Annotated in this window: 22 protein-coding genes; 6 read left to right on the top strand and 16 right to left on the bottom strand. The window is 59.1% G+C overall.

Annotated elements, in window-relative coordinates; all coding sequences use genetic code 11:
• Entirely contained in the window at window positions 1-870 is an 870-nt protein-coding gene (locus ACIQWS_RS10805) for an NAD(P)-dependent oxidoreductase (RefSeq protein WP_403176334.1), read from the bottom strand.
• A gap of 61 nt (window positions 871-931) precedes the next feature.
• Here ACIQWS_RS10805 and ACIQWS_RS10800 point away from each other — a divergent pair, with 61 nt between their 5' ends.
• The gene (locus ACIQWS_RS10800; RefSeq protein WP_403176331.1) at window positions 932-3,388 is read left to right on the top strand and encodes a penicillin acylase family protein; all 2,457 of its coding nucleotides are present in this window, start codon (window positions 932-934) and stop codon (window positions 3,386-3,388) included.
• A gap of 5 nt (window positions 3,389-3,393) precedes the next feature.
• Here ACIQWS_RS10800 and ACIQWS_RS10795 read toward each other — a convergent pair whose 3' ends face one another.
• From ACIQWS_RS10795 to moaA, 8 genes are all read right to left on the bottom strand, one after another.
• Window positions 3,394-4,014, bottom strand: coding sequence for a glutathione S-transferase family protein (locus ACIQWS_RS10795; protein ID WP_403176328.1), 621 nt, complete (start codon window positions 4,012-4,014; stop codon window positions 3,394-3,396).
• A gap of 26 nt (window positions 4,015-4,040) precedes the next feature.
• On the bottom strand, window positions 4,041-4,877 hold the full coding sequence (locus tag ACIQWS_RS10790; protein ID WP_346305437.1) for an ABC transporter permease: 837 nt from the start codon (window positions 4,875-4,877) through the stop codon (window positions 4,041-4,043).
• Window positions 4,874-5,584 (bottom strand): ABC transporter permease, encoded by a 711-nt coding sequence (locus ACIQWS_RS10785; RefSeq protein WP_346305436.1) that lies wholly within the window; start codon window positions 5,582-5,584, stop codon window positions 4,874-4,876. The genes ACIQWS_RS10790 and ACIQWS_RS10785 overlap by 4 nt, the downstream gene beginning before the upstream one ends.
• A gap of 156 nt (window positions 5,585-5,740) precedes the next feature.
• Window positions 5,741-6,532, bottom strand: coding sequence for an ABC transporter substrate-binding protein (locus tag ACIQWS_RS10780; protein WP_223612901.1), 792 nt, complete (start codon window positions 6,530-6,532; stop codon window positions 5,741-5,743).
• 233 nt (window positions 6,533-6,765) lie between these two features.
• Window positions 6,766-7,275 (bottom strand): molybdopterin-guanine dinucleotide biosynthesis protein B, encoded by a 510-nt coding sequence (gene mobB, locus ACIQWS_RS10775; protein ID WP_223612902.1) that lies wholly within the window; start codon window positions 7,273-7,275, stop codon window positions 6,766-6,768.
• Window positions 7,272-7,919: a molybdenum cofactor guanylyltransferase MobA gene (gene mobA / locus ACIQWS_RS10770; protein ID WP_403176316.1), complete on the bottom strand. Its 648-nt coding sequence runs from the start codon at window positions 7,917-7,919 to the stop codon at window positions 7,272-7,274. Before mobA ends, mobB begins: the two co-directional genes overlap by 4 nt.
• A 3-nt stretch (window positions 7,920-7,922) precedes the next feature.
• Complete coding sequence (locus tag ACIQWS_RS10765) at window positions 7,923-8,852, bottom strand: DMT family transporter (RefSeq protein WP_308526388.1); 930 nt, start codon at window positions 8,850-8,852, stop codon at window positions 7,923-7,925.
• 91 nt (window positions 8,853-8,943) lie between these two features.
• Window positions 8,944-9,933, bottom strand: coding sequence for a GTP 3',8-cyclase MoaA (gene moaA / locus ACIQWS_RS10760; protein ID WP_403177704.1), 990 nt, complete (start codon window positions 9,931-9,933; stop codon window positions 8,944-8,946).
• Between the two features lie 182 nt (window positions 9,934-10,115).
• Here moaA and ACIQWS_RS10755 point away from each other — a divergent pair, with 182 nt between their 5' ends.
• Window positions 10,116-10,496, top strand: a complete 381-nt coding sequence (locus ACIQWS_RS10755) for a DUF971 domain-containing protein (protein WP_346305433.1) — start codon at window positions 10,116-10,118, stop codon at window positions 10,494-10,496.
• A 276-nt stretch (window positions 10,497-10,772) separates the two neighbouring features.
• Here the strand turns inward: ACIQWS_RS10755 and ACIQWS_RS10750 are convergent, their stop codons facing one another.
• On the bottom strand, window positions 10,773-11,006 hold the full coding sequence (locus ACIQWS_RS10750) for a hypothetical protein (RefSeq protein WP_346305432.1): 234 nt from the start codon (window positions 11,004-11,006) through the stop codon (window positions 10,773-10,775).
• Here ACIQWS_RS10750 and ACIQWS_RS10745 point away from each other — a divergent pair.
• Entirely contained in the window at window positions 10,987-12,861 is a 1,875-nt protein-coding gene (locus ACIQWS_RS10745; protein ID WP_403176306.1) for a murein L,D-transpeptidase, read from the top strand. The genes ACIQWS_RS10750 and ACIQWS_RS10745 overlap by 20 nt on opposite strands.
• 57 nt (window positions 12,862-12,918) lie before the next feature.
• Here the strand turns inward: ACIQWS_RS10745 and ACIQWS_RS10740 are convergent, their stop codons facing one another.
• From ACIQWS_RS10740 to ACIQWS_RS10715, 6 genes are all read right to left on the bottom strand, one after another.
• Window positions 12,919-13,650 (bottom strand): proteasome-type protease, encoded by a 732-nt coding sequence (locus ACIQWS_RS10740; protein WP_105732382.1) that lies wholly within the window; start codon window positions 13,648-13,650, stop codon window positions 12,919-12,921.
• A gap of 31 nt (window positions 13,651-13,681) precedes the next feature.
• Window positions 13,682-14,479 carry a transglutaminase family protein gene (locus ACIQWS_RS10735; protein WP_346305866.1) on the bottom strand — a complete coding sequence of 266 codons (798 nt, stop codon included), beginning with the start codon at window positions 14,477-14,479 and terminating at the stop codon, window positions 13,682-13,684.
• Between the two features lie 5 nt (window positions 14,480-14,484).
• Entirely contained in the window at window positions 14,485-15,426 is a 942-nt protein-coding gene (locus ACIQWS_RS10730) for an alpha-E domain-containing protein (RefSeq protein ID WP_346305865.1), read from the bottom strand.
• Between the two features lie 72 nt (window positions 15,427-15,498).
• Window positions 15,499-16,911, bottom strand: a complete 1,413-nt coding sequence (locus ACIQWS_RS10725) for a circularly permuted type 2 ATP-grasp protein (RefSeq protein WP_223612911.1) — start codon at window positions 16,909-16,911, stop codon at window positions 15,499-15,501.
• Window positions 16,912-17,137: 226 nt separating this feature from the next.
• Complete coding sequence (locus ACIQWS_RS10720; protein ID WP_346305864.1) at window positions 17,138-17,641, bottom strand: BA14K family protein; 504 nt, start codon at window positions 17,639-17,641, stop codon at window positions 17,138-17,140.
• A gap of 185 nt (window positions 17,642-17,826) precedes the next feature.
• Window positions 17,827-18,510, bottom strand: a complete 684-nt coding sequence (locus tag ACIQWS_RS10715) for an HAD family hydrolase (protein ID WP_346305863.1) — start codon at window positions 18,508-18,510, stop codon at window positions 17,827-17,829.
• Window positions 18,511-18,753: 243 nt separating this feature from the next.
• Between ACIQWS_RS10715 and rpiA the strand changes: the two genes are divergently transcribed.
• From rpiA to gor, 3 genes are all read left to right on the top strand, one after another.
• Window positions 18,754-19,449 (top strand): ribose-5-phosphate isomerase RpiA, encoded by a 696-nt coding sequence (gene rpiA / locus ACIQWS_RS10710; protein WP_403176294.1) that lies wholly within the window; start codon window positions 18,754-18,756, stop codon window positions 19,447-19,449.
• Window positions 19,450-19,485: 36 nt separating this feature from the next.
• A complete protein-coding gene (locus ACIQWS_RS10705; protein ID WP_403176289.1) occupies window positions 19,486-20,106 on the top strand; it encodes a DUF2059 domain-containing protein in 621 nt (206 codons plus the stop codon).
• A 121-nt stretch (window positions 20,107-20,227) separates the two neighbouring features.
• Window positions 20,228-21,619 carry a glutathione-disulfide reductase gene (gene gor, locus ACIQWS_RS10700; protein WP_403176285.1) on the top strand — a complete coding sequence of 464 codons (1,392 nt, stop codon included), beginning with the start codon at window positions 20,228-20,230 and terminating at the stop codon, window positions 21,617-21,619.
• Window positions 21,620-21,625 lie beyond the last annotated feature (6 nt).

Genomic DNA, 21,625 nt, shown 5'->3' with positions numbered 1-21,625 from the left:
TTATTTCTCCAGACGCGCCAGCAGGGATGACGTATCCCAGCGGTTACCGCCCATGTTCTGCACCTGCTTGTAGAACTGGTCGACCAATGCCGTGACGGGCAGCTGTGCGCCGTTGCGGTCGGCTTCGTCGAGGCAGATGCCCAGATCCTTGCGCATCCAGTCGACGGCAAAGCCGAAATCGTATTTTCCGGCGTTCATGGTCTTGTGGCGGTTTTCCATCTGCCACGATCCTGCTGCACCCTTGGAAATGACCTCGATGACCTTCTCGATATCAAGGCCGGCCTTCTTGCCGAAGTGAATGCCTTCGGCCAGCCCCTGCACCAGACCGGCAATGCAGATCTGGTTGATCATCTTGGTGAGTTGGCCCGCACCGGCGGGGCCCATGAGGCCGACCATTCTGGCAAAGGATTCGATAACCGGCTTTGCCCGCTCGAAGGCTTCCGATTCGCCGCCGACCATGACGGTCAGTACGCCGTTTTCGGCACCGGCCTGGCCGCCCGAGACCGGCGCATCGAGAAAATGGAAGCCGCGCTTGCGCGCCTCCGCATCGAGTTCACGCGCCACTTCCGCTGATGCGGTGGTGTGATCGACGAAAATCGCGCCCTTCTTCATCGTATGGAACGCGCCGTTCTCGCCTGTGGTGACAGCCCGCAGATCGTCATCATTTCCGACGCAGCAGAAGACAAAATCCTTATCCGCAGCGGCTTCTCCAGGAGTCGGTGCATGCTTGCCGTGAAACGCATCAGCCCACTTCTTCGCCTTTTCGCCATTGCGGTTGAAGACGGTGACGTCATGGCCCCCACGAGTCTTCAGGTGACCCGCCATCGGGTAACCCATTACGCCAAGACCGATAAATGTGACTGTTGCCATTCCGTAATTTCCTCTGTCAGATAGGCTATGTGTTCGAAGGATTGCGGGAGAGGTTAGGACAATGCGGCGGATCATCAAAGGCCTATTGTGGATTGTTTTTTCACTCATTCCGCTCGCTCTGATCGCAGGAGGGGCCGGTTACGTCTGGCTGGCCCGCTCGGTGGCCCCGGCCACCGGCGAGATGGTGCTGACGGACCTTGCGGCGCCCGTCACGGTGACGCGGGACAAGAACGCGGTGCCGCATATCGTCGGCAGCAATGTCGAGGATGTTCTGACCGCTCTCGGCTTTGTCCACGCGCAGGAACGCCTGTGGCAGATGGAGGTCACCCGCATGGCCGGGCAGGGGCGCCTGTCAGAAATGTTCGGCGACAAGACGGTTTCCACGGACCGGTTTCTGCGCTCGCTCGGTGTTTATGAATCCGCCGTCGCGTCGGCCGCTTCGCTCGATCCGGCGGACCGCAAGCGCATCGATGCCTATGTGCGCGGCATCAACGCCTTCATCAACAGCAAGGGCCGCTCCTTCGCATCGAAATATTCGCCTGAATTTGTCGTCCTCGGCTACAAGCCGGATGAATGGACGGCGGCCGATGTGATCGTGACGCTGAAGATGATGTCCGTGACTTTGGCCGCCAATATCGATCAGGAAGTGTTGCGTCTCAAATTTGCCCGGCTGGGAATGACGGATGCGGAAATCACCGATCTCCTGCCGCCCGTGGCCGATGACGCACCGCCGCCGCTGCCGGACCTGAAGCAGCTTCTGGGCTTGCCAAGCGGCCCGATCAGGACCGGCGCTTTGCAAGCTGAACAGCGGTTTGCCGCGCTCAATGCCGTCATGTCGACCGGCGCATCGAACAACTGGGTGGTGGGCGGGGCGAAAACCGAAACCGGCAAGCCCATCCTGGAGAACGATCCGCACCTCGGGCTGACGACGCCTGCCGTCTGGTATCTGGCGCATCTGGAAGTGAAGAACGCCGATGGCAGCAGCAAGAATCTCGTCGGCGTGACGCTTCCAGGCGTGCCTTTGGTGCTGCTCGGGCGCAATGATCGCATTGCCTGGGGTTTCACCAATACCGGCTCCGACGTTCAGGATATTTTTGTCGAACGGATCAATCCGGCCAATCGGAATGAATATCAGACGCCGGAGGGCTTTGCGCCGTTCCGCAAGCAGCCTGTCACCATCAAGGTCAAGGGCGGCAGTGACGTGACCTTCGACCGGCTGGTCACGCGGCACGGGCCGGTACTGCCGGCGGACTATCGTGGTCTTGATCATTATCTGCCTGACAACACGGTTGCAGCGCTGGCATGGACCGCACTTGCCGATGACGACAGAACCATATCGGCTGGCCTGAAACTCTGGGATTTTGCCAGTGTGGCGGATTTCCAGAACGGGATGCGCGATTTCGTCACGCCGATGCAATCGATTGTGATTGCCGATGTCGACGGCAATATCGGGCTGATCGCACCGGGCAGGGTGCCGGTCCGCGATCCGGCCAACCGGATCATGGGGCGTGCGCCGTCGCCGGGCTGGGATGCGACCTATGACTGGAAAGGCACCATTCCCTACGAGGAACTGCCCCGCAGCTATAACCCTCCGGAAAATGTCATCGGCACGGCCAATACCAAGATGGTGGATGCAGCCTATCCGCATTTCCTGACATTCGACTGGGACGAGACATGGCGGTTCGACCGGATCAAGGCACTGATCTATGGCGCGGACCGGCAATCGATGGAGAGCAACCGCAAGGCGCAGGGCGATGCCTATTCCAACGCCTATGCGGTGCTGGGGCCGGTGATGCTCAAGCTGATCGAAGGACGAAAGGACATCGATCAGGCCGCGTTCAAGCAATTGAGCCAATGGGATTATGTGGAAGACCGCCACCGCATCGAGCCCTTGCTGTTCAATGCCTGGCTGCGCGCGGCCACCAAACGGATTGTCGAGGATGATCTCGGCGAGGCATTCCCAACCTACTGGCAGGTCCGGGTATCGGCGATGCTGCGCTGGCTCGGACCCAATCCGGCGCGCGACTGGTGTGACGACGGGCGGACGCCGGAGAAGGAAAGCTGCGGCGACGTGCTTGCCCTGGCGCTGGCCGATGCCCTGAAGGATCTCGATGGCCGCCTCGGCGCGGACCGCTCGAAATGGAACTGGGGCGCGCTGCATTATGCCTATGGGGCGCACCGGCCGTTCGCGCAGGTCAGCCCGCTCGACCGCATCTTCAATGTGGATGTGCCGGCCTCCGGCGGTGCTTTCACGCTCGACCGGGCAAAATCGCAGCTCACGGATGAAAGCAATCCGTATCGCGCCACCCACGGCAGCAGCTATCGCGGCCTGTTCGATCTGGCCGATCTCAACCGGTCGACCTATATCCAGACGACCGGCCAGTCCGGCAATGTGTTCTCAGCCAATTATCGCGATTTCGCGCAGAAATGGGCCGATACGCAGGGAATTACCATCCCGACGGACGAAAAGGCCTATCAGGACGGCTTGCTGGGGGTCTGGCGGTTGAAGCCGCAGTAAGTCTGTCAGGTGAGCGGCGTCATCACGGCCTTCCGGTAGGCCGGGCGGCTCTTGAGGCGTTCATACCATGCGAGCAGATGCGGGTGATCGGGGCGCTTGATCGGCATCTCGAACCACGCATAGGCAAAACAGCCAAGCGGGATGTCGCCGACACCGAAGTCTGTACCGGAGAGATAGGGCTGGGAGGCCAGCGCCGCATCGGCAATGGCAAACATCGCGCTGCATTCCGCCAGACCCTTGTCCCTGGCGGCGTGATCCTGCTGGTCCGGTGCGAGGCGCACCGTGTTCCAGAACACGTCGCGGAAGGGGATGGCGATGCTTGACGTGGCCCAATCCATCCATTTTTCCGCGCTGGCACGCGCCGCGGCATCTTCGATATGCAAGGTCGACTTGCCGTATTTCGCCGCGAGATAGCGCACGATCGTGTTGCTCTCCCAGAGTGCGAAGCCGTCGTCTTCAATGGCGGGCACGCGGCTGTTGGGGTTGATGGCGCGATATTCCGGGCTGGCAACGATGCCATAGGCACCGCCAGCGGGAATATTTTCATAGGGAATGGACAGTTCTTCGGCCGCCCAAAGTGCCTTCTTGACATTGGTCGAGTTGCCGCGGCCCCAGATTTTCAGCATCGTTTGTTTCTTTTCAGTCAGTTGAATCAGCGTATCAGATGCCGGGTGATGCGGCGTTCCATCCAGTCCCAGATGTGACGCAGTATTTCCACCAGCAGCAGATAGATGATAGCGGCCCAGAGATAGGCCTGGAAATCGAAAGTCCGTGAATAGGCGAGTTTGGTATAGCCCATGAGATCGTAGACGGTGATCAGGGCGACGATGGCCGATCCCTTGATCATCAGGATGACCTCGTTGCCGTAAGGGCGCAGGGCAACAATCAGCGCCTGGGGCAGGATGACCTTGCGGAATGTGACGAATTTGGAGATGCCAAGGGACGCCGCGCCTTCCCATTGCCCGAGCGACACGCTCTGGATGGCACCCCGCAATATTTCCGCCTGATAGGCCGCCGTATTGAGCGCGAAGGCCAGGAAGCCGCAATACCAGGCTTCACGGAAGAACCACCACAGCCCGATTGTTTCGAGGAAGCCGCGAAACTCGCTGACCCCGTAATACATCAGGAAGACCTGGGCGATCAGCGGCGTGCCGCGGAAGAAATAGACGTAGCCATAGGCGATCGCCGCGCCGATCTTGTTCTTGGTCATTCGGCCATAGGCCACGGGGACCGACAGGATGGCCCCGAAAATAATGGAGCTGAATACCAGCGTCAGGGTGGTGACCAGGCCCTGCCAGTATTTCGGGCCATAGGTCTGGATGAGAACGATATCCCAGGCGGCATAGAGATCGAGCAGGAGCCCGATGATCAGGGCGGCCCAGAACGCGACGAGCACATGGCCGATAATCCGCGTCCTGGTCCAGCGTTTCGCCGGTGCGGGCGGACGGCTTATCGCGGCAGTGCGGGCATTGAGGAAGCTTTCGGTCATCGCCGCACTCCACTGGCTGTCGTGCGCCGTTCAATGGCATGGATCACGAAGGACGAGAGAATGGCGAGCACCAGATAGATCAGGCAGGCCGTACCGTAGAACAGGAAAGCATGTTTGGTGACGCGCGCCGCAACGCCGGTCTGGCGCAGGATATCCGCCAGTCCGATCGCGGACACCAGCGCCGTATCCTTGAGCAGGATCATCCACAGATTGGAAAGGCCGGGCAGGGCGACGCGGATCAGCTGCGGCAGGACCACTTTCCACATTGTCTGGCCGTAGGAGAGGCCGATGGCATAGCCGCCCTCATACTGGCCGCGCGGGATGGCGCGGAATGCGGAGAGAAAGACCTCGCTGGCGTAGGACGAAAACACGGCGCCCATGGCGAACATGCCGGCCAGAAACGAGTTGATTTCGATGGTTCCGGAAAAACCCAGCAGGACGCCGAGCTTCTGGATGCCGATCTGTGCGCCGAAATAGACGAGAAACAGAGTGAGCAGCTCGGGCAAGCCACGAAAGATCGTGGTGTACATATTGGCCGCAAGCCGGATGGACGGTTCTTCGGCCTGTTTGCCGAGAGCGACGAAAAATCCGATGAGCAGTCCGACGGGCAATGTCGCAAGCGCAAGAGTGACAGTCACAAGAATGCCGCTTGCTATGCTCAGGCCCCAGCCGCCTTCACCAAATCCCAATAACGCAATTGAGCCCATAGGCTTCTTTCATTCTTTTGCAGGCCATTCCCCAGTGCCCGATTTTTCGGGCCGGCCCGTCATTTTTGAATTTAAAATTCAGGTTCGAATTTGGAGTTCAGGAAGGGATGGCGGAACAGATCCGCCATCCCCCTTGGTCAATTCACAAGGCTAAAATCAATTTTCGGCGCCATAAACGTCAAGCTTGAAGTACTTGTCGTTGATCTGCTTGTACTTGCCATTCTTGCGGATCGCAGCGATGGCAGCGGAGAACTTGTCAGCCAGGGCCGTGTTGCCCTTCTTGACAGTGACGCCAGCGCCCGGACCATGGATGACCGGATCCGGGGTGATCGTGCCGAGAAGCTTGCAGCACTTGCCGGCATCGCTGTCGAGCCACTGACCCAAAACCACGGAGTCGTCCATGGCAGCGTCGATGCGGCCATTGGCCAGATCGAGCTTATATTCGTCGGCGGTCGGATACATCTTGATGTCGGCGCCGCTGTATTTGGCTTCGGCAAAGTTGGAGTGGCTGGTCGATGCCTGCACGCCCAGTGTCTTGCCCTTCAGGGATTCCGGCGTGACGTCCTTCAGCTTCGAATCCTTCGGTACGGCAATGCCCGGAGGCGTGTTGTAGTACTTCTTGGAGAAATCGACCTTCTTCAGGCGCTCATCCGTGATGGACATGGATGCGATGATGGCATCGAACTTGCCAGCCTGCAGGGCGGGAATCATGCCATCCCAATCCTGGGTGACGAAGGTGCACTGCGCCTTCATCTCTTCGCAAAGCGCCTTGCCGATATCGATGTCAAAGCCTTCCAGCTTGCCGTCCGGCGTCAGGTTGTTGAAGGGCGGGTAGGCTCCCTCTGAAGCGATGGTCAGCTTCAGGGCGTCCTCTGCATGGGCCGCTCCCATGGACAATGCAAAGGCAACGGCAGCAACGCCGAGTGCGAGACGCTTGGTGATACGCATTATTCAACCTCTCTTTTGTGGCCCGGCTGTTCCCCTGTTCTTTTGGACAGCCTTCCGGGCAAGGTCGCAGTTTTTTCGCTGCTCCTGACCGGCGATATTCCCACTAGTTTTCTGATAAAAGCAACCGGGAATCTTTTACCGGGCGGCGATTCAGGACGGCAAAACCACATAATTGTTTGAGGATTATATTTTTCTTGCGCAGCTTCCGCGCGAAACGTCATTTCCTGACCCGCCTAGCGGGCAAGCCCCATCTCATGCTCGATAAAGTCGGCCAATCCTGTCGTGTTATCCAGGTCGAAGACGGGAATCTGCTCGTCCGTCACCGGAAAATCGCTGGCGATGGCGACGATGCCGGGATCATTTTGCGCCAGGCTCCCGCCGGGCCGTCCCTCCAGCCGCCGCGTCTCGATCTTCTTGTGGCCTTCGCGCTTGTAGCCCTCGACCAGAACGAGATCGCATGGGGCAAGCCGCGCGACAATCTCTTCGAGGGACGGTTCCGCCTCATCCGCCAGTTCATGCATGAGCGCCCAGCGGCGGTCGGAAACAATGGCCACTTCTCCGGCGCCCGCTTTGCGGTGGCGGAAGGAATCCGTGCCTTCCTTGTCGATGTCGAAATCATGATGGGCGTGTTTGACGGTTGAAATCTTCCAGCCGCGCCGCGTCAGTTCCGTTACGAGCTTGACCGTCAGGGTTGTTTTGCCCGAGTTCTTCCAGCCTGTGATGCCAAAGATGCGGTGGGTCATGACCATGTCTTCCAATCGCGTGATTCTGCGATCATCGACCGGGCCTGGCCGAGATCGTCCGGGCGATTGATATTGAAGAACGGATCGAATGAATCGCCTGATTGCGCCGTCATCAGCGGAAAATCCACCGTGCGATGCGCGTGATCTTCGATCCAGGTACGGACCCGCCGGTTCTCCGGATCGCGCAGCCATTGCTTCAGGTCCTCCTTCATCGCAACCGGCCAGAGCCCGAACACCGGGTGCCATGTCCCATCGGAGACAGCGACGGCGATGTGATCCGGGGCATCGGCGATGGCCCCGCCAAGTCTGGAGGCGAGATCATGCGGAAAGAAGGGCGTGTCCGTGGCGACGGTCAGGATATGGGTGAGGGGAAGCGCGCCGCCTGCGGCCCATTCCATGCCGGCAACGATACCGGCGAGCGGGCCGGCGAATCCCGTGATACTGTCGGCGACAACGGGCAGGTGCAGATCGGCGAGGGGCGCAGGATCGCCATTGCTGTTGATGGCCAGGGTTTCCAGCTGAAGCGACAGGCGCGCGACGATGAAATCGATCAGCCGCGCCGTGCCGAACGGCAAAAGCGCCTTGTCGTGCCCGTCCATGCGGCTCGAGCGGCCGCCGGCCAGAATAATCCCTGCAATGCGCACCGTTTACACTCCATCGGGCGAAGAACCGGCCGCCACAGCCGTTGCGGCGGGCAGCCTCCGTCCCACAATCCGCTCACGGTAAAGCGTATAGAGGCCGCTGCCAATAACGATCATCGCGCCGATGATCATGGGAAGATCCGGCAGGTCGCCGAAGAACAGGAAACCCAGGAGAATGGCCCAGACGAGGCTTGTGTAGCGGAAAGGTGCGACAAAGGAAATTTCGCCCTCGCGCATGGCGAGAATGATGAAATGGTAGGCGACGATCACGCAGCAGGAGGCGAAGAACAGGAGGCCGGTGTTCAGCCAGGTCATCGGCGTCCAGCCGCCCAGCGGGCCGATCAGGCCGATGCCGGCCAGCGATACGCCCGCCGATGTCAGGGCGGATATCATCAGCACCGGGATGGTTTTGGGCACGCGCCGCGTGGCGAGATCGCGCATCGCGGCGAAGATCACGGTTACGGCGATCAGCAGGACGTAGGGGCTGACGCCCTCGTAACCCGGGCGAACAATGATGAGGACACCGCAGAAACCGACGGCGATGGCGATCCAGCGCCGCCATCCCACGGGTTCGCCGAGGAACATCGCCGCGCCCAGCGTGACGGCCAGCGGCAGGGCCTGCAGAATGGCCGAGGTGAGGGCGAGGGGAACATGAACAAGCGCGATGAGAAAACTCACGGTTCCCACGACTTCGCCGACGGCGCGCAGGATCGTCATGCGGTGCAGGGCGTGGCGTAGCGGTATCAGCATGCCCTGCCGCCAGGCGAGCAGCAGGATGAGCGTGGTCGCCATCACGCCGCGCACCAGCATCACCTGGCCCATGTTCATATGCGCGCCAACCAGTTTGACCGTCGCATCATTGAAGGTGAAACTGGCCATGCCGATGGCCATGTACAGGCTGCCGCGAAGATTGGGCGTAAGCGCCAAGGCGTTCATCCGAATGAGAGCAGGCGATTCTCCCCCGGAATCGCTCCGTTTGATATATCAAGCGGCGAGGCTTCGCGCATCCGGAATGTTGGAAAATGCTCTAGCCGCCGGTCACGCTCATATGGCGCGAGACTGCAGGGCGGTTGTGGCGGCGATCGATGATGAAATCATGCCCCTTCGGCTTGCGGCCGATGGCTTCGTCGATGGCCTCGTTCAAGAGGTCATTGCCTTCCGAGGCGCGCAGCGGCGCGCGCAGGTCGGCGGCGTCTTCCTGTCCAAGGCACATATAGAGTGTGCCGGTGCAGGTCAGGCGAACGCGATTGCAGCTTTCGCAGAAATTGTGCGTCATCGGCGTGATGAAGCCGATGCGCCCGCCCGTTTCGCGAATATGCGCGTAACGGGCCGGGCCGCCGGTCTTGTAGGGAATGTCATCCAGCGTGAATTGCCGGGCAAGGTCGGCCCTGACCATGGACAGCGGCAGATACTGATCGGTCCGGTCCAGATCGATTTCGCCCATCGGCATGGTTTCGATCAGCGTCAGGTCCATGTCGCGGCCATGGGCCCAGCGGATCATCTCCGGGATTTCCAGGTCGTTGAACCCCTTGAGGGCAACGGCATTGAGCTTGACCCGGATGCCGGCAGCCTGCGCCGCGTCGATGCCTTCCATCACCCGCGCCAGATCGCCCCAACGGGTGATCGCGTGGAATTTTTCCGGATTGAGCGTATCGAGCGATACATTGATGCGTTTGACGCCGTGCTCGGCCAGCTCAGCCGCATGGCGGGCGAGCTGCGAGCCATTCGTGGTCAAGGTCAATTCTTCGAGAGCACCGCTGCGCAGATGGCGCGACAGTTCGCCGATCAGATGCATGATGTTCTTGCGCACCAGCGGTTCGCCGCCGGTCAGCCGCAGTTTTTTGACGCCTTTTCCAATGAAGGCGGTGCACAGGCGGTCCAGTTCTTCCAGCGTCAGAAGGTCTTTCTTGGGCAGGAAGGTCATGTGCTCGGACATGCAATAGGTGCAGCGGAAGTCGCAGCGGTCGGTGACAGACACACGCAAATAGCTGATCGTCCTGCCGAAAGGATCAACCATCGGTGTTTGTACAGCCGTTTTCTCGAGCAATGCGACGTGGTCCAAGCAAACCTCCTTGAGAAGAGATAGGGTGGCGGCCCCGGCTTGTCCAGTCTCTATAGGATTCCGCATGCGGACGATTGTTCACTTGCGACCAAATGTCGGGGCGCATAGAGAAGAGTGCGCATAAAGGAGCATCTGCCATGACCACTGCCTGGCCCAAGGAACTGCGGGTAAGCAAGGATCGCCGTTCCCTGACGATCGCATTCGATACCGGCGAAACCTACATGTTGAGCGCGGAACTGCTGCGCGTGGCTTCGCCATCGGCGGAAGTGCAGGGGCATTCGCCGGAACAGCGTGTGACGGTTCCGGGCAAGATGAATGTCGAAATTGCCAAGATGGACCCCGTCGGCAATTATGCGGTGCGCATCACCTTCGATGACATGCACGATACCGGCCTTTTCAGCTGGGATTACCTGATCGACCTCGGCCGCAACCGCGACGAGCGCTGGCAGGCCTATCTCGATGAACTGGCGGCGAAAGGTTTAAGCCGCGAGCCCGTCGTGACCCGTCATCGCCACTGATCCCTGCTGCGGAGCAATAGTACCGATATCCGCGCGGGCTTTCCCGTGAGAAATATTTTCTTCAGAAGACTATAACCTGCTTTGGCGGGCGTGCTCAAAGTACTTATCAATGCTATAATGAACAACAGTAAGGTTACTTGGAAATATTTATGCGCCGAAGAGCGCAATTCAAGTTTCGCGTCACTTGAGCTGTGACATTATTGCATGTTCTGCAAAAGAATTGATTGGGTCAGGGGCCTGATGCGCGAATCGTTGTGAAAGCTGCGGTGAATTGCGTTAAATGAGCCGATAGCCATCATCAGGGTGCTCGAGCGGCGCGCGCGAATATAAATCGAAGGGGCGGGTTATTGTTAAAAGATTGTAAATAGGATGCGGCGAAACTGGCTGTGAATCACCATTCGTGGCCTGCATCCGTTGCGGGCGTGACTGTACCATCTGGGCGAGCATTATGAATTCCAATTCGAAAAAGCATGCGATTTTTGTAGCTGCCATGTTGTCGGCCACAGCCATTTCCATGTCTCCGGCACTGGCCGCCGACAATTTGATGGATTTCCTGTTTGGCAGCCGCCGCGTACAGGCGCAGCCGGTCTATGCGCCGAAGCCTGAACTGCCGCGGCAGCAGCCCGTTGCCCGGGCAGCGCCCGTCAAGCGCGTGACGGTGACCGCGCCGAAGAATTACGATTACAAACCCGACGGGCTGGTGCGGGTGGATTTTTCCAGGATCGACCTGCAACTGACGGCATCGGCCAATCAGAACCGGGATGCCGCACCGCAGATTCCGCTGGAACAGTTCGGCCTGAAGTTCGAGCAGATCAGGGAAGCCCATATTCTGGCGGAAAAGGACATAGCGGACGCTATCGTTGCCTATTATGCCCTGAAACAGCAGCCCATCTGGACGTCCTCCTATGATGTCTCGGCCAAGGCCAAGGCGGTCGCGGCGGTGTTCAATTCGGCGGGCGCCGACGGGCTTGATCCAAAGGATTATGCGGTCAAGCTGCCGAGCGATGATTATGATCGGGCCAACATCCCGGCGCGGCTGAAGGAACTGGCGGATTTCGAACTGACCATGTCGGCGCGGGCGCTGCGCTATGCGATGGACCAGGGTGACGGGCGCATCAATCCGAACCGGCTGAGCGGGTTCCACGATTTCGCCGTTGACCGGGTCAAGCCGCGTGCGGTGATCGAGCAGCTTGCGTCGACCAATGATGCTGCTGCGCTGCTCAAGAGTTTTGAGCCGCAGAACAAATGGTATGCGGAACTGAAGCAGAATCTGCATGAGCTTGGCGGGACCAGTGCCGAGCCGACGGTGCGCGTTGCGCCCGGCACCATGATCCGTCCCGGCGAGGAAAACCCGGAAATCCGCAACGTGGTCGCCTTGATCAAGGCGAAGGCGCCGAAGGATTTTCTCGCCAAGCATGAAGCCGTGCTGCAGGAACATGAGAATGCGACGGTTTACGACCCGAGCCTGGTCGAGGCGATCAAGGATTTCCAGACCAGCCAGGGCAAGAAGCCCGATGGCGTGATCGGGCGCGGCACCATCAGTTCGCTGCAGGGCGAGACCAACAGTTCCAAGCGCGACCGCATTCTCTATTCCATGGAGCGCCTGCGCTGGCTGCCGCACGATTTCGGCAAGCGCTACGTGTTCATCAACCAGCCGGCCTATCGCGCGCAGTATTTTGACGACAACGCGGAAAAGCTGGCGATGAACATTGTGGTCGGTTCGCCGACCAACCAGACCTACTTTTTCGACAACACGATTCAGACCGTCGTGTTCAATCCGTCCTGGGGCGTGCCGCGGTCGATCATTCTCAATGAGATGATGCCGAAAATTCTCAATAACCCCTCCTATCTCGAGAATAGCGGTTACGAGGTCTATGACAAGTCCGGCCGTGTCATTCCATCAAGCGCCGTGGACTGGGCGCAGGTCGCATCCAGCGGCGGCGGCGTCGGCATCCGCCAGAAGCCGAGCCTCGACAATGCGCTGGGCGAGCTGAAGATCCTGTTCCCCAACAGCCATGACATCTACATGCACGACACGCCGGCAAAGTCCTACTTCAAACGGGATATGCGGGCGCTCAGCCACGGCTGCATCCGTCTGGAACGTCCGCGTGACATGGCTGCGGCCGTGCTCGGCGTGCCGGTCGAGGAGCTGAACCAGTATTTCGGCAAGAACGAGCGCAGCGTCCGGGTCAAGGACCCGCTGCCAGTCTACGTCTCGTATTTCACCGCATGGCCAGACGCCAGGACGGGCGCCATCCAGTATTTCGACGACGTCTATCAGCGCGATCTCTACATGGAAAAGGCCATCGTCAAGACGACGGCGGTGCGCCAGGCGGACGTTCCGCAGACGACGGCAAAGCTGTAGGCTACCGGTTTGCCGGTGGTGGTGAGCTTGTCGAACCACGCATCCGAGGTTTTGCAGCTAATCGATCTCGAAGGAAGGCAGGCTCTGGAATGCCAGTTTGAGAGCCTGCGACCAGCCGTCGGAAATGGCCTCGTAATAGGGATCGTTGCGCTCGATGCGCTTTTCGAAGCCCAGTTTGAGGCTGTCCGCCGCGTAAAACTGCATGTCCAGGGGCAAGCCGACCGACAGGTTGGATTTCAGGGTGGAATCGAAGGACACCAGCAGCAGTTTGGTTGCTTCCTCGAACGTCATGGCCGGATCGTAGGAACGCACGATGATCGGCTTGCCGTATTTGTGCTCGCCGATCTGGAAGAACGGCGTGTCGGGTGAGGATTCGATGAAGTTGCCTTCGGGATAGATCAGGAACAGGCGGGGCTCGCCACCCTTGATCTGGCCGCCCAGAATGATCGAGGCGCCGAAGGAATCGGCACGTTGGCCGTTGGAATCCACGTCGTGGATCACATTCTTGATCGTATCGCCCACCAGCTTTGCCGTCTGGAACATCGAGGGCATGTCGAAGATCGACGGTGCCCGCTCGGACGGAATCTTGGTGCGTTCGTTGAGAATGCTGATGACGGTCTGCGTCGTGGCAAGATTGCCGGCCGACAGAAGCGTGATGACACGGTCACCGGGCTTTGCCCATGTGTACATCTTCTTGAACGTGGAGATGTTGTCGACGCCGGCATTTGTTCTGGTGTCCGACATGAACACAAGACCACGATCCAATTTAAGCCCGACGCAATAGGTCATAGCGAATCCCGAATTTAAAAAATCCCGGCGATTACTGCTCTACATTGAGGTCCACGGCAAGCGATTCCATGCCCGGGCCGAAGCGCATGCCGGAAATGGGCGACGCTTCATTGTAGTCGAGGCCGCAGGCGATGCGCACATAATGCTCGTTCGGACAGATGTTGTTGGCGGCATCGAAGCCGACCCAGCCGAGCCCGTCAATATGGGCTTCCGCCCAGGCATGGGTGGCGGTCTGTTCGATGCTGTCGAGCATCATGAGATAGCCCGAGACATAGCGGGCAGGAATTTTCAGGACACGGGCGACAGCGAGGAAAACATGGGTGTGATCCTGGCAGACACCCGTTCCCAGTGTCAGCGCCTCTTCGGCCGTCGTGGCGATGTCGGTGGTGCCCGGCGTATAGGCCACAGCACTGTGCAGCGTGTCCATCAATTCATGCATGAGCGCCAGCTTGTCGTCCTTGACGTTCAGGCTGGCCGCGAGCTGGCGGACGGCATCCCCCGGCTTCGTCAGTGCGGTTTCGCGCTCATAAAGCCAGATCGGCATGAAATTATAGACCTTGCCGAGCACGCCGGAGCGGTCTTCCGTCTCCACCTGGCCCGCGGCCTCGATGACCAGTTCCCTCGCATCGCGGTTAAGCCGCACGAGCTGCGTCCGGTTGCCATAACCGTCGCGGTAATTCGCTTCCTGCTCGGCGCCGTGAACCGTCACGGTCCAGTCGATGACCTTCTGGCCGGGCGAACTCGAGGGATGCAGGCGCAAACGCTGAACAGCATACTGCACCGGGAAATCATACTGGTAGCGCGAGGTGTGTTTGATGGTCAGGAGCATGGCGTTCAATCGAAATTGTAGGCTTCGGCAATTTTGCTGCCCAGGCCGTATGTCTGATAGATCAGGTCACTGAGAAACTCATGCAGGCCGTTGTCGAAGATGGTGCGGATGTCGTTGTTTTCGAGCCGTGTCATGATGCTTTCCGCCATGTCGTGGCACTCGTGCCGCTTGCCGTAATCATTGGCGAGAAACGTGAGATTGTCGACGATATTCGAGTAACAGAAGTTCAGCGAGCGCGGCATGCGCGAATTGAGGATGAGGTAATCGGCGATGTTCACCGGATTGTATTCGACATCGTAGACCCAGCGATAGGAGCGGTGGGCCGAGACCGAGCGCAGGATCGACTCCCATTGAAAATTGTCGAGTGTCGTGCCGACATAGGAAATCGACGGCAGCAGCACGTAATATTTCACGTCGAGAATGCGCGCCGTGTTGTCGGCCCGTTCGATGAACGTGCCGATGCGGGCGAAATTGAAAATCTCGTTGCGCAGCATCGTGCCGTGGAAGGCACCGCGGATGATGGCGGTTTCACGCTTGATCTGGTCGAGGACGCGCGGAAGATCCGTTTCGGGGACCGCTTCGGCGAGCGTCGATTTGAGGATCATCCAGGTTTCATTGACGCTTTCCCAGGCTTCGCGGGTGAGGGCCGTGCGCACCATGCGGGCATTGGAGCGGGCTGTTTCGATGCAGGACATCACGCTCGACGGATTGCCAAGGTCGCGCAGCAGAAAATCCGAGACCAGACTGGCATTGTATTCGCCATATTTGGCGTCGTAGCCGATTTTCACCCCGGCGCTCATCAGCACGGAGGACCATTCCTCCGGCGCGTCGGAGGTTTTCGTCAAAGCCATCCGCAAACCGGCATCGATCAGGCGTGCCATATTCTCTGCCCGCTCGATATAGCGGAACATCCAGTAGAGACCATTCGCGGTGCGACCAAGAAGCATGTTTTGGTTGTATCCCTCTTTTATTTCTTGATGGGGCCGTCTGTGGCAGCCCTCATTCCCCATTCAGAGTGGTCAGTCGTCAAGAACCCAGGTGTCCTTTGTCCCGCCTCCCTGGCTGGAATTGACAACGAGCGAGCCTTCCTTCAGCGCCACGCGGGTCAGGCCGCCCGGCGTGATGCGGATGCGGTCGGACACGAGAACGAAGGGGCGCAGATCGACGTGGCGTGGCGCCAGACCCTTTTCCGTCATGATCGGCGTCGTCGACAGGGCGAGCGTCGGCTGGGCGATGTAGTTTTTCGGATTGGCCTTGAGTTTCAGCGCGAAATCCTCGCGTTCCTGCTTGGTGGCCGCCGGCCCGACCAGCATGCCGTAGCCGCCGGAGCCGTGAACCTCCTTGACCACAAGATCGGCAAGGTTTTCCAGGACATATTTCAGCGTGTCCGGTTCGGAACAGCGGTGCGTCGGCACATTCTCGAGGATTGCCTTGCGTCCGGTATAGAACTCAACGATCTCCGGCATATAGGAATAGAGCGCCTTGTCGTCGGCGATGCCTGTGCCGGGGGCATTGGCGATGGTGATGTTGCCGGAGCGGTAGACATCCATGATGCCGGCAACGCCGAGCGCTGAATCGCGGCGAAAGGTGAGGGGGTCGAGGAAGGAGTCGTCGACACGCCGGTACAGCACGTCTATGGCGCGGTTGCCTTCGGTGGTCCGCATCACCACCTTGCCGTTCTCGATCTTCAGGTCGCTGCCCTCGACGAGCTCGACACCCATCTGGTCGGCCAGGAAGGCGTGTTCGAAATAGGCTGAATTGTAGATGCCGGGGGTCAGGACGGCGATGGTCGGCGTGCCGTTGCAGCCGGGCGGCGCGACGGCGGCCAGGGACTGGCGCAACTGCTTGGGATAGGTTTCGACAGGCCGTACCTTGATCTGCTGGAACAGCTCCGGAAACAGCTGCATCATCGTTTCGCGGTTTTCCAGCATGTAGGAAACGCCCGATGGCGTGCGGGCATTGTCTTCGAGAACGTAGAACTGGTTTTCTTCGGTCCGGACGATGTCGACGCCGATAATGTGCGTATAGACATTGCCGGGCGGGCGGAATCCGACCATCTCGGGCAGGAAGGCATCGTTGTGGGTGAACAATTCCCGCGGGATGCGGCCCGCGCGGATGATTTCCTGGCGGTGGTAGATGTCATCGAGAAAGGCGTTGAGGGCCATCACACGCTGTTCGATGCCCTGCGACAGGCGTCGCCATTCATTGCCGGTGATGATGCGTGGGATGATATCGAAGGGGATCAGGCGTTCTGCCGCTTCCTCATCGCCGTAGACGGCGAAGGTGATCCCGGTTTTGCGGAAGACATTTTCTGCATCGCGCGCCTTCTGCGCAAACCGTTCCGGGTTCTGGGTATTAAGCCAGCATTGCAGTTGTTCATATGGCGGGCGTACCTGACCGCCGGTTTTGATCATCTCATCAAATGGCTTCACTCATAATCCCCTTCACACACGATCATTCAAGCGCGTTGGGAAAAAAATGCAAGCACATTCCGCTATTTACGCTGCAACGCGGATAATCGCCCAAAAAATGGGCAATGGTTGCGAATTTGAGGCAAATTGGCTGCTACTTCCGTCTAAAGCATAGGCGGCAACGCTTCGGTACGTCCCCGGTCACAGCGGTGACCGGGGACGTGAATCAAGCGCGTTCTGTTCCGCCTTATCGCGAAACGCACTGGCGGCGCGGGCCATTGTTGGGCTGGTATGTATTGTCATACGCCCGGTAGGACCGGTAGCGATTGTAGCACCAGCGTGTGTGATAGCTCGAGCCGCGTCTGACAACGCGGTCATTGTTGATGGCGTTGCCGATGATCACGCCGCCCGCAAAGGCAGCCAGCGGGAACCATGCGCCGTTATAATAGCGGTAGCCGGGACGGTAGTCGCGATATCCGCGATGGCCTCTGTACCAGTAGCGGTCGCCGCGATATCCCCGGTCGCCATACCAGCCGCGATTACCGTGCCAGCCGCGATTGCCGCGCCAATGACCGCCGCCGCGCCAGCCATGGCGCATCCTCCAGTTGCCGTGATCCCGGACTTGCTTGACGGGATTCGAGCCTTCGATGGACAAGGGCACCATCGGGGCGGAATAACTGGCCACGGAGCTTGCGGAAACCATGCCGATCGACATGACGGCCGCCGTGAACAACGAAACAAGCTTTCTCATATTTCCTCCTGAAATCCCGAAGATGCACATCTTCGTTGTCATGAATGCGCGAATAGGCTGCGGATACTACACCCATGGGCGTGGTATCGATCAAAATATGCAACGCATGATTGCAGACTTTGTTCCATCCGGGATCTTCAGGTACTTGCCGTCGGGAAAGCTAAGTCTTTCCGATTCAAGCCAAATCAGGCATTGACCGCGTTGATCAGACGTTCGGCGAGGTCGAGGTTCAATTCACGATAGTGTGAAATGACCTTGCTTGGTTCGTAGCTCGACACGTGCAGGTCGGAATAGCCGAAATCCACGGCGATCACGGGAATGCCCGCGGCTTTGGCCGTGTCGATGTCCGTCCGGCTGTCGCCGATCATCAGGGCGCGGTCGCGGTCGCCGCCCGCCTTGGCGATGGTCTCGAAGAGGTGGCGGGGATCGGGTTTGCGGAACGCGAACGTATCGGATCCGCATATGGCGGCAAAGCGCTGCTTCTGCCCGAGCGCCGTCAAAAGGCTGACGGAAAGGCCCTCGAACTTGTTGGTGCACACGGCAAGGAGGTAGCCGGCCTTGGCAAGATTGTTCATCACATCTTCCACGCCGTCGTAAAGCGCGGAATGGCCGGGCATGTTCTTGCCGTAGTGCTCAAGGAAAAGACCGACCAGCCAGTCGAGCTGTTCGGGGCTGAGAATTTTCTGCTGTGCCTCGAACGCCCGTTCGATCATCACGCGGCCGCCTTGCCCGACATAACGGCGCAGCGCAACCGGGTCTACTTTCTGCATGCCGGCCGCTTCGAGGCAGTGGTTGAGACTGTCGAGCAAGTCCGGGGCGGTATCGACCAGGGTGCCATCGAGATCGAAAACAACAATAGGTTTGGACATTCTGTGCACCTGCGATTTTAAGGTTCGGATGAGGAGTTCCGCGATTTATGCATTTCAGGCGTGGTACGATCCGCTTATGTATAGGGCGAAATCATTTATCGAGCCTTGACCCGTCTGTCTGACGTGTTAGGGAGCCAAGTGGAACGAATGTGACATTCGCATCCCATTTGACATCACGCGCCATATGCGAATGTCAGAATAGGACCACTAGTGTCAAGTCAAAGCAGGGAGAGGGCGCCAAGGATGGATGCCAGGACACTGAAGATCAAGGCAGCTGCCGAAGCGCTGACCTATGTCAAAGATGGCATGCGCCTGGGTATCGGCACCGGCTCCACGGCCGAAGAATTTGTGCGCCTTCTGGCGGAAAAGGTCGCCGCGGGCCTTGATGTCATCGGCGTGCCGACGTCGGAACGCACGGCGGCGCTGTGCCGGGAGCTTGGCGTCAGGCTGACCACGCTGGAGGAAACGCCGGTACTGGACCTGACCATTGACGGCGCCGACGAGATCGGCCCGGAACTCGCCTTGATCAAGGGCGGCGGCGGTGCACTGCTGCGTGAAAAGATCGTGGCTGCCGCGTCGGCGCAAATGCTGGTGATTGCGGATGAGTCGAAGAATGTCGAGGTGCTCGGCAGGTTCCCATTGCCGATTGAAGTGAACCGTTTTGGTCTTGCGGCAACGCACATCGCCATTGAAAAAGCTGCTGCAGCGCTTGATCTGTCCGGTTCCGTTACATTGAGGATGACGGGAGGCGAAGCATTTGTTACAGACGGCGGGCATTTGATCCTGGATGCATCTTTTGGCCGCATTCCGGATACAAGAGCGTTATCAAACGCTCTGCACGCCATACCGGGCGTTGTGGAGCATGGACTATTTCTAGGGCTGGCGCGCGTGGCTATTCTGGCCGGTGCTGACGGCATACGAACACGAACACAGCCTTGACAGGCAAAGTCTTGAGAAAAACGGAGCAATAAATCCATGAACCGAGCAACTGGCTTTCGCCGTTTGATTGCACCTCTGTCTATCGCGATCATGCTGGGCAGTCTTTGTACCGCGCAGGCGCAGGAAATCACCGCATCACATCTTGCTGCCGCACGCGCTGCAATTGCAGCGATGAAGAAGACGGATATGTTTGACGGGATTTTGCCAGATGCGGCACAGAACCTGAAAGTTCAGCTGATCGATAAAGATCCCAATCTTGAGTCCATCATCAGCTCCACCGTGGACGAGCAGGCACTGGCCCTGGCGGCGCGTCGTGCGGATCTCGAAAACGAAGCTGCCCGTGCTTATGCCGTGTCGTTTTCGGAAGAAGAGCTGAACGCCATCACCGGCTTTTACAATTCTCCCGCAGGCAAGAAATTCCTGTCGGAAGACCCAATCGCAATGCGCGAAGTGTTGAAGGCCGCCAGCATCTGGCGCGCCGGTATTGCCCGCGATCTTGCGCAGGCTGTGGCCGAAAAGGTCGTTGCGGCCGCTGCGGCGACAGCACCGGTAACGCCGGCGCCCGCGCCTGAAGCACCGGCAGCGCCGGAAGCGCCTGCCAAAGCCCCGGCAAAGGCTCCGGCCAAGCCGGCAGCGCCTGCCAAGCCGAAGCCCTGATCCTTTCCGCTTCCTGACCATTTGCAAAGCCCGGTGTCCAAGCCGGGCTTTGTTCTTTTAAAGCGGCGTTATAAACCCATATAAAGTGATCAGCAGCGGAACAGATTCGGAGTGAGTGCAAATGGCGACCTATGACTATGACCTCTTTGTCATCGGCGGCGGGTCCGGCGGCGTGCGTGCGGGACGCCTTGCGGGTGCCATGGGCAAGCGGGTCGGGCTGGCGGAGGAATACCGCATGGGCGGCACATGCGTCATTCGCGGCTGCGTGCCCAAAAAGCTCTTCGTCTATGCCTCGCAATTCCAGGAACATTTCGATGCGGCGGCCGGCTATGGCTGGACCGTTGGCAAGAGCACCTTTGACTGGCCGACGCTGATCACCAACAAGGACCGCGAAATCGCCCGTCTGGAAGGGCTTTATCGCAAGGGGCTGGAAAACTCGGACGTGGAGATTTTCGAGAGCCGCGCTTTGCTGATCGATGATCACACGATCGAAATTCTCAAGACCGGCAAGCGGGTGACCGCTGACCAGATACTGATCGCCGTCGGCGGTCACCCAAGCCCGCATCCCTCGCTGCCGGGCAATGAATTCTGCATCAGCTCGAATGAAGCGTTTCATCTGGATACGCTGCCGAAAGCCATTGTCATCGAAGGCGGCGGCTATATCGCGGTGGAATTCGCCAATATTTTCCATGGCCTTGGCGTCGACACCACGCTTGTCTATCGCGGCAAGGAGATATTGTCGCGCTTTGATCAGGATCTACGCCACATGCTGCATGCGGCCATGGCGGAAAAGGGCATTCATATCCGTTGCACGGAAATCATCACCAGGGTCGAACGCCAGGATGATGGCCGCAAACTGGTGCATCTGTCCGGCGGGGATGCGATTGTTGCCGATCAGGTGATGCTGGCCATCGGCCGCGTGCCGAACACGACATCGCTCGGTCTCGAGGCGGCTGGTGTTGCTGTGGATGAGATGGGTGCGATCAAAGTGGATGGCTATTCCCGCACGAGCAGGGAAAACATCTGGGCGGTCGGCGATGTCACCAACCGGGTGCAATTGACGCCTGTCGCCATTCACGAAGCCATGTGCTTCCTTGAGACTGCCTTCAAGAACAATCCGACGCAGCCGGATCACGCGCTGATTGCAACGGCGGTGTTTTCGCAGCCGGAGATCGGTACTGTCGGCCTGACCGAGCAGGACGCGGCGCGCGCATTCAAAGCGGTCGAGGTGTACCGGGCGGTGTTCCGCCCGATGCGCAATACGCTGTCCGGCAGCACGGAAAAGATGCTGATGAAGCTGATTGTCGATGCAGACAGCCGGAAAGTGGTCGGCGCGCACATCCTGGGACCCGATGCGGGTGAAATGGCACAGCTTCTGGCCATTCCGATGAAGGCCGGATGCACCAAGGAAGATTTCGACAGGACGATGGCTGTGCATCCGACTGCCGCCGAGGAACTGGTGACGATGTACAAGCCGACATACCGGATCGTCGACGGCGCCCGCATCGACTGATATCGA

Origin of the sequence: Phyllobacterium sp. NPDC097923, from assembly GCF_044760925.1 — a bacterium.
Taxonomy (GTDB): domain Bacteria; phylum Pseudomonadota; class Alphaproteobacteria; order Rhizobiales; family Rhizobiaceae; genus Phyllobacterium; species Phyllobacterium calauticae.
The sequence above is the reverse complement of the archived record's forward strand: the minus strand, read 5'-3'. Positions and strand labels throughout refer to the sequence as shown.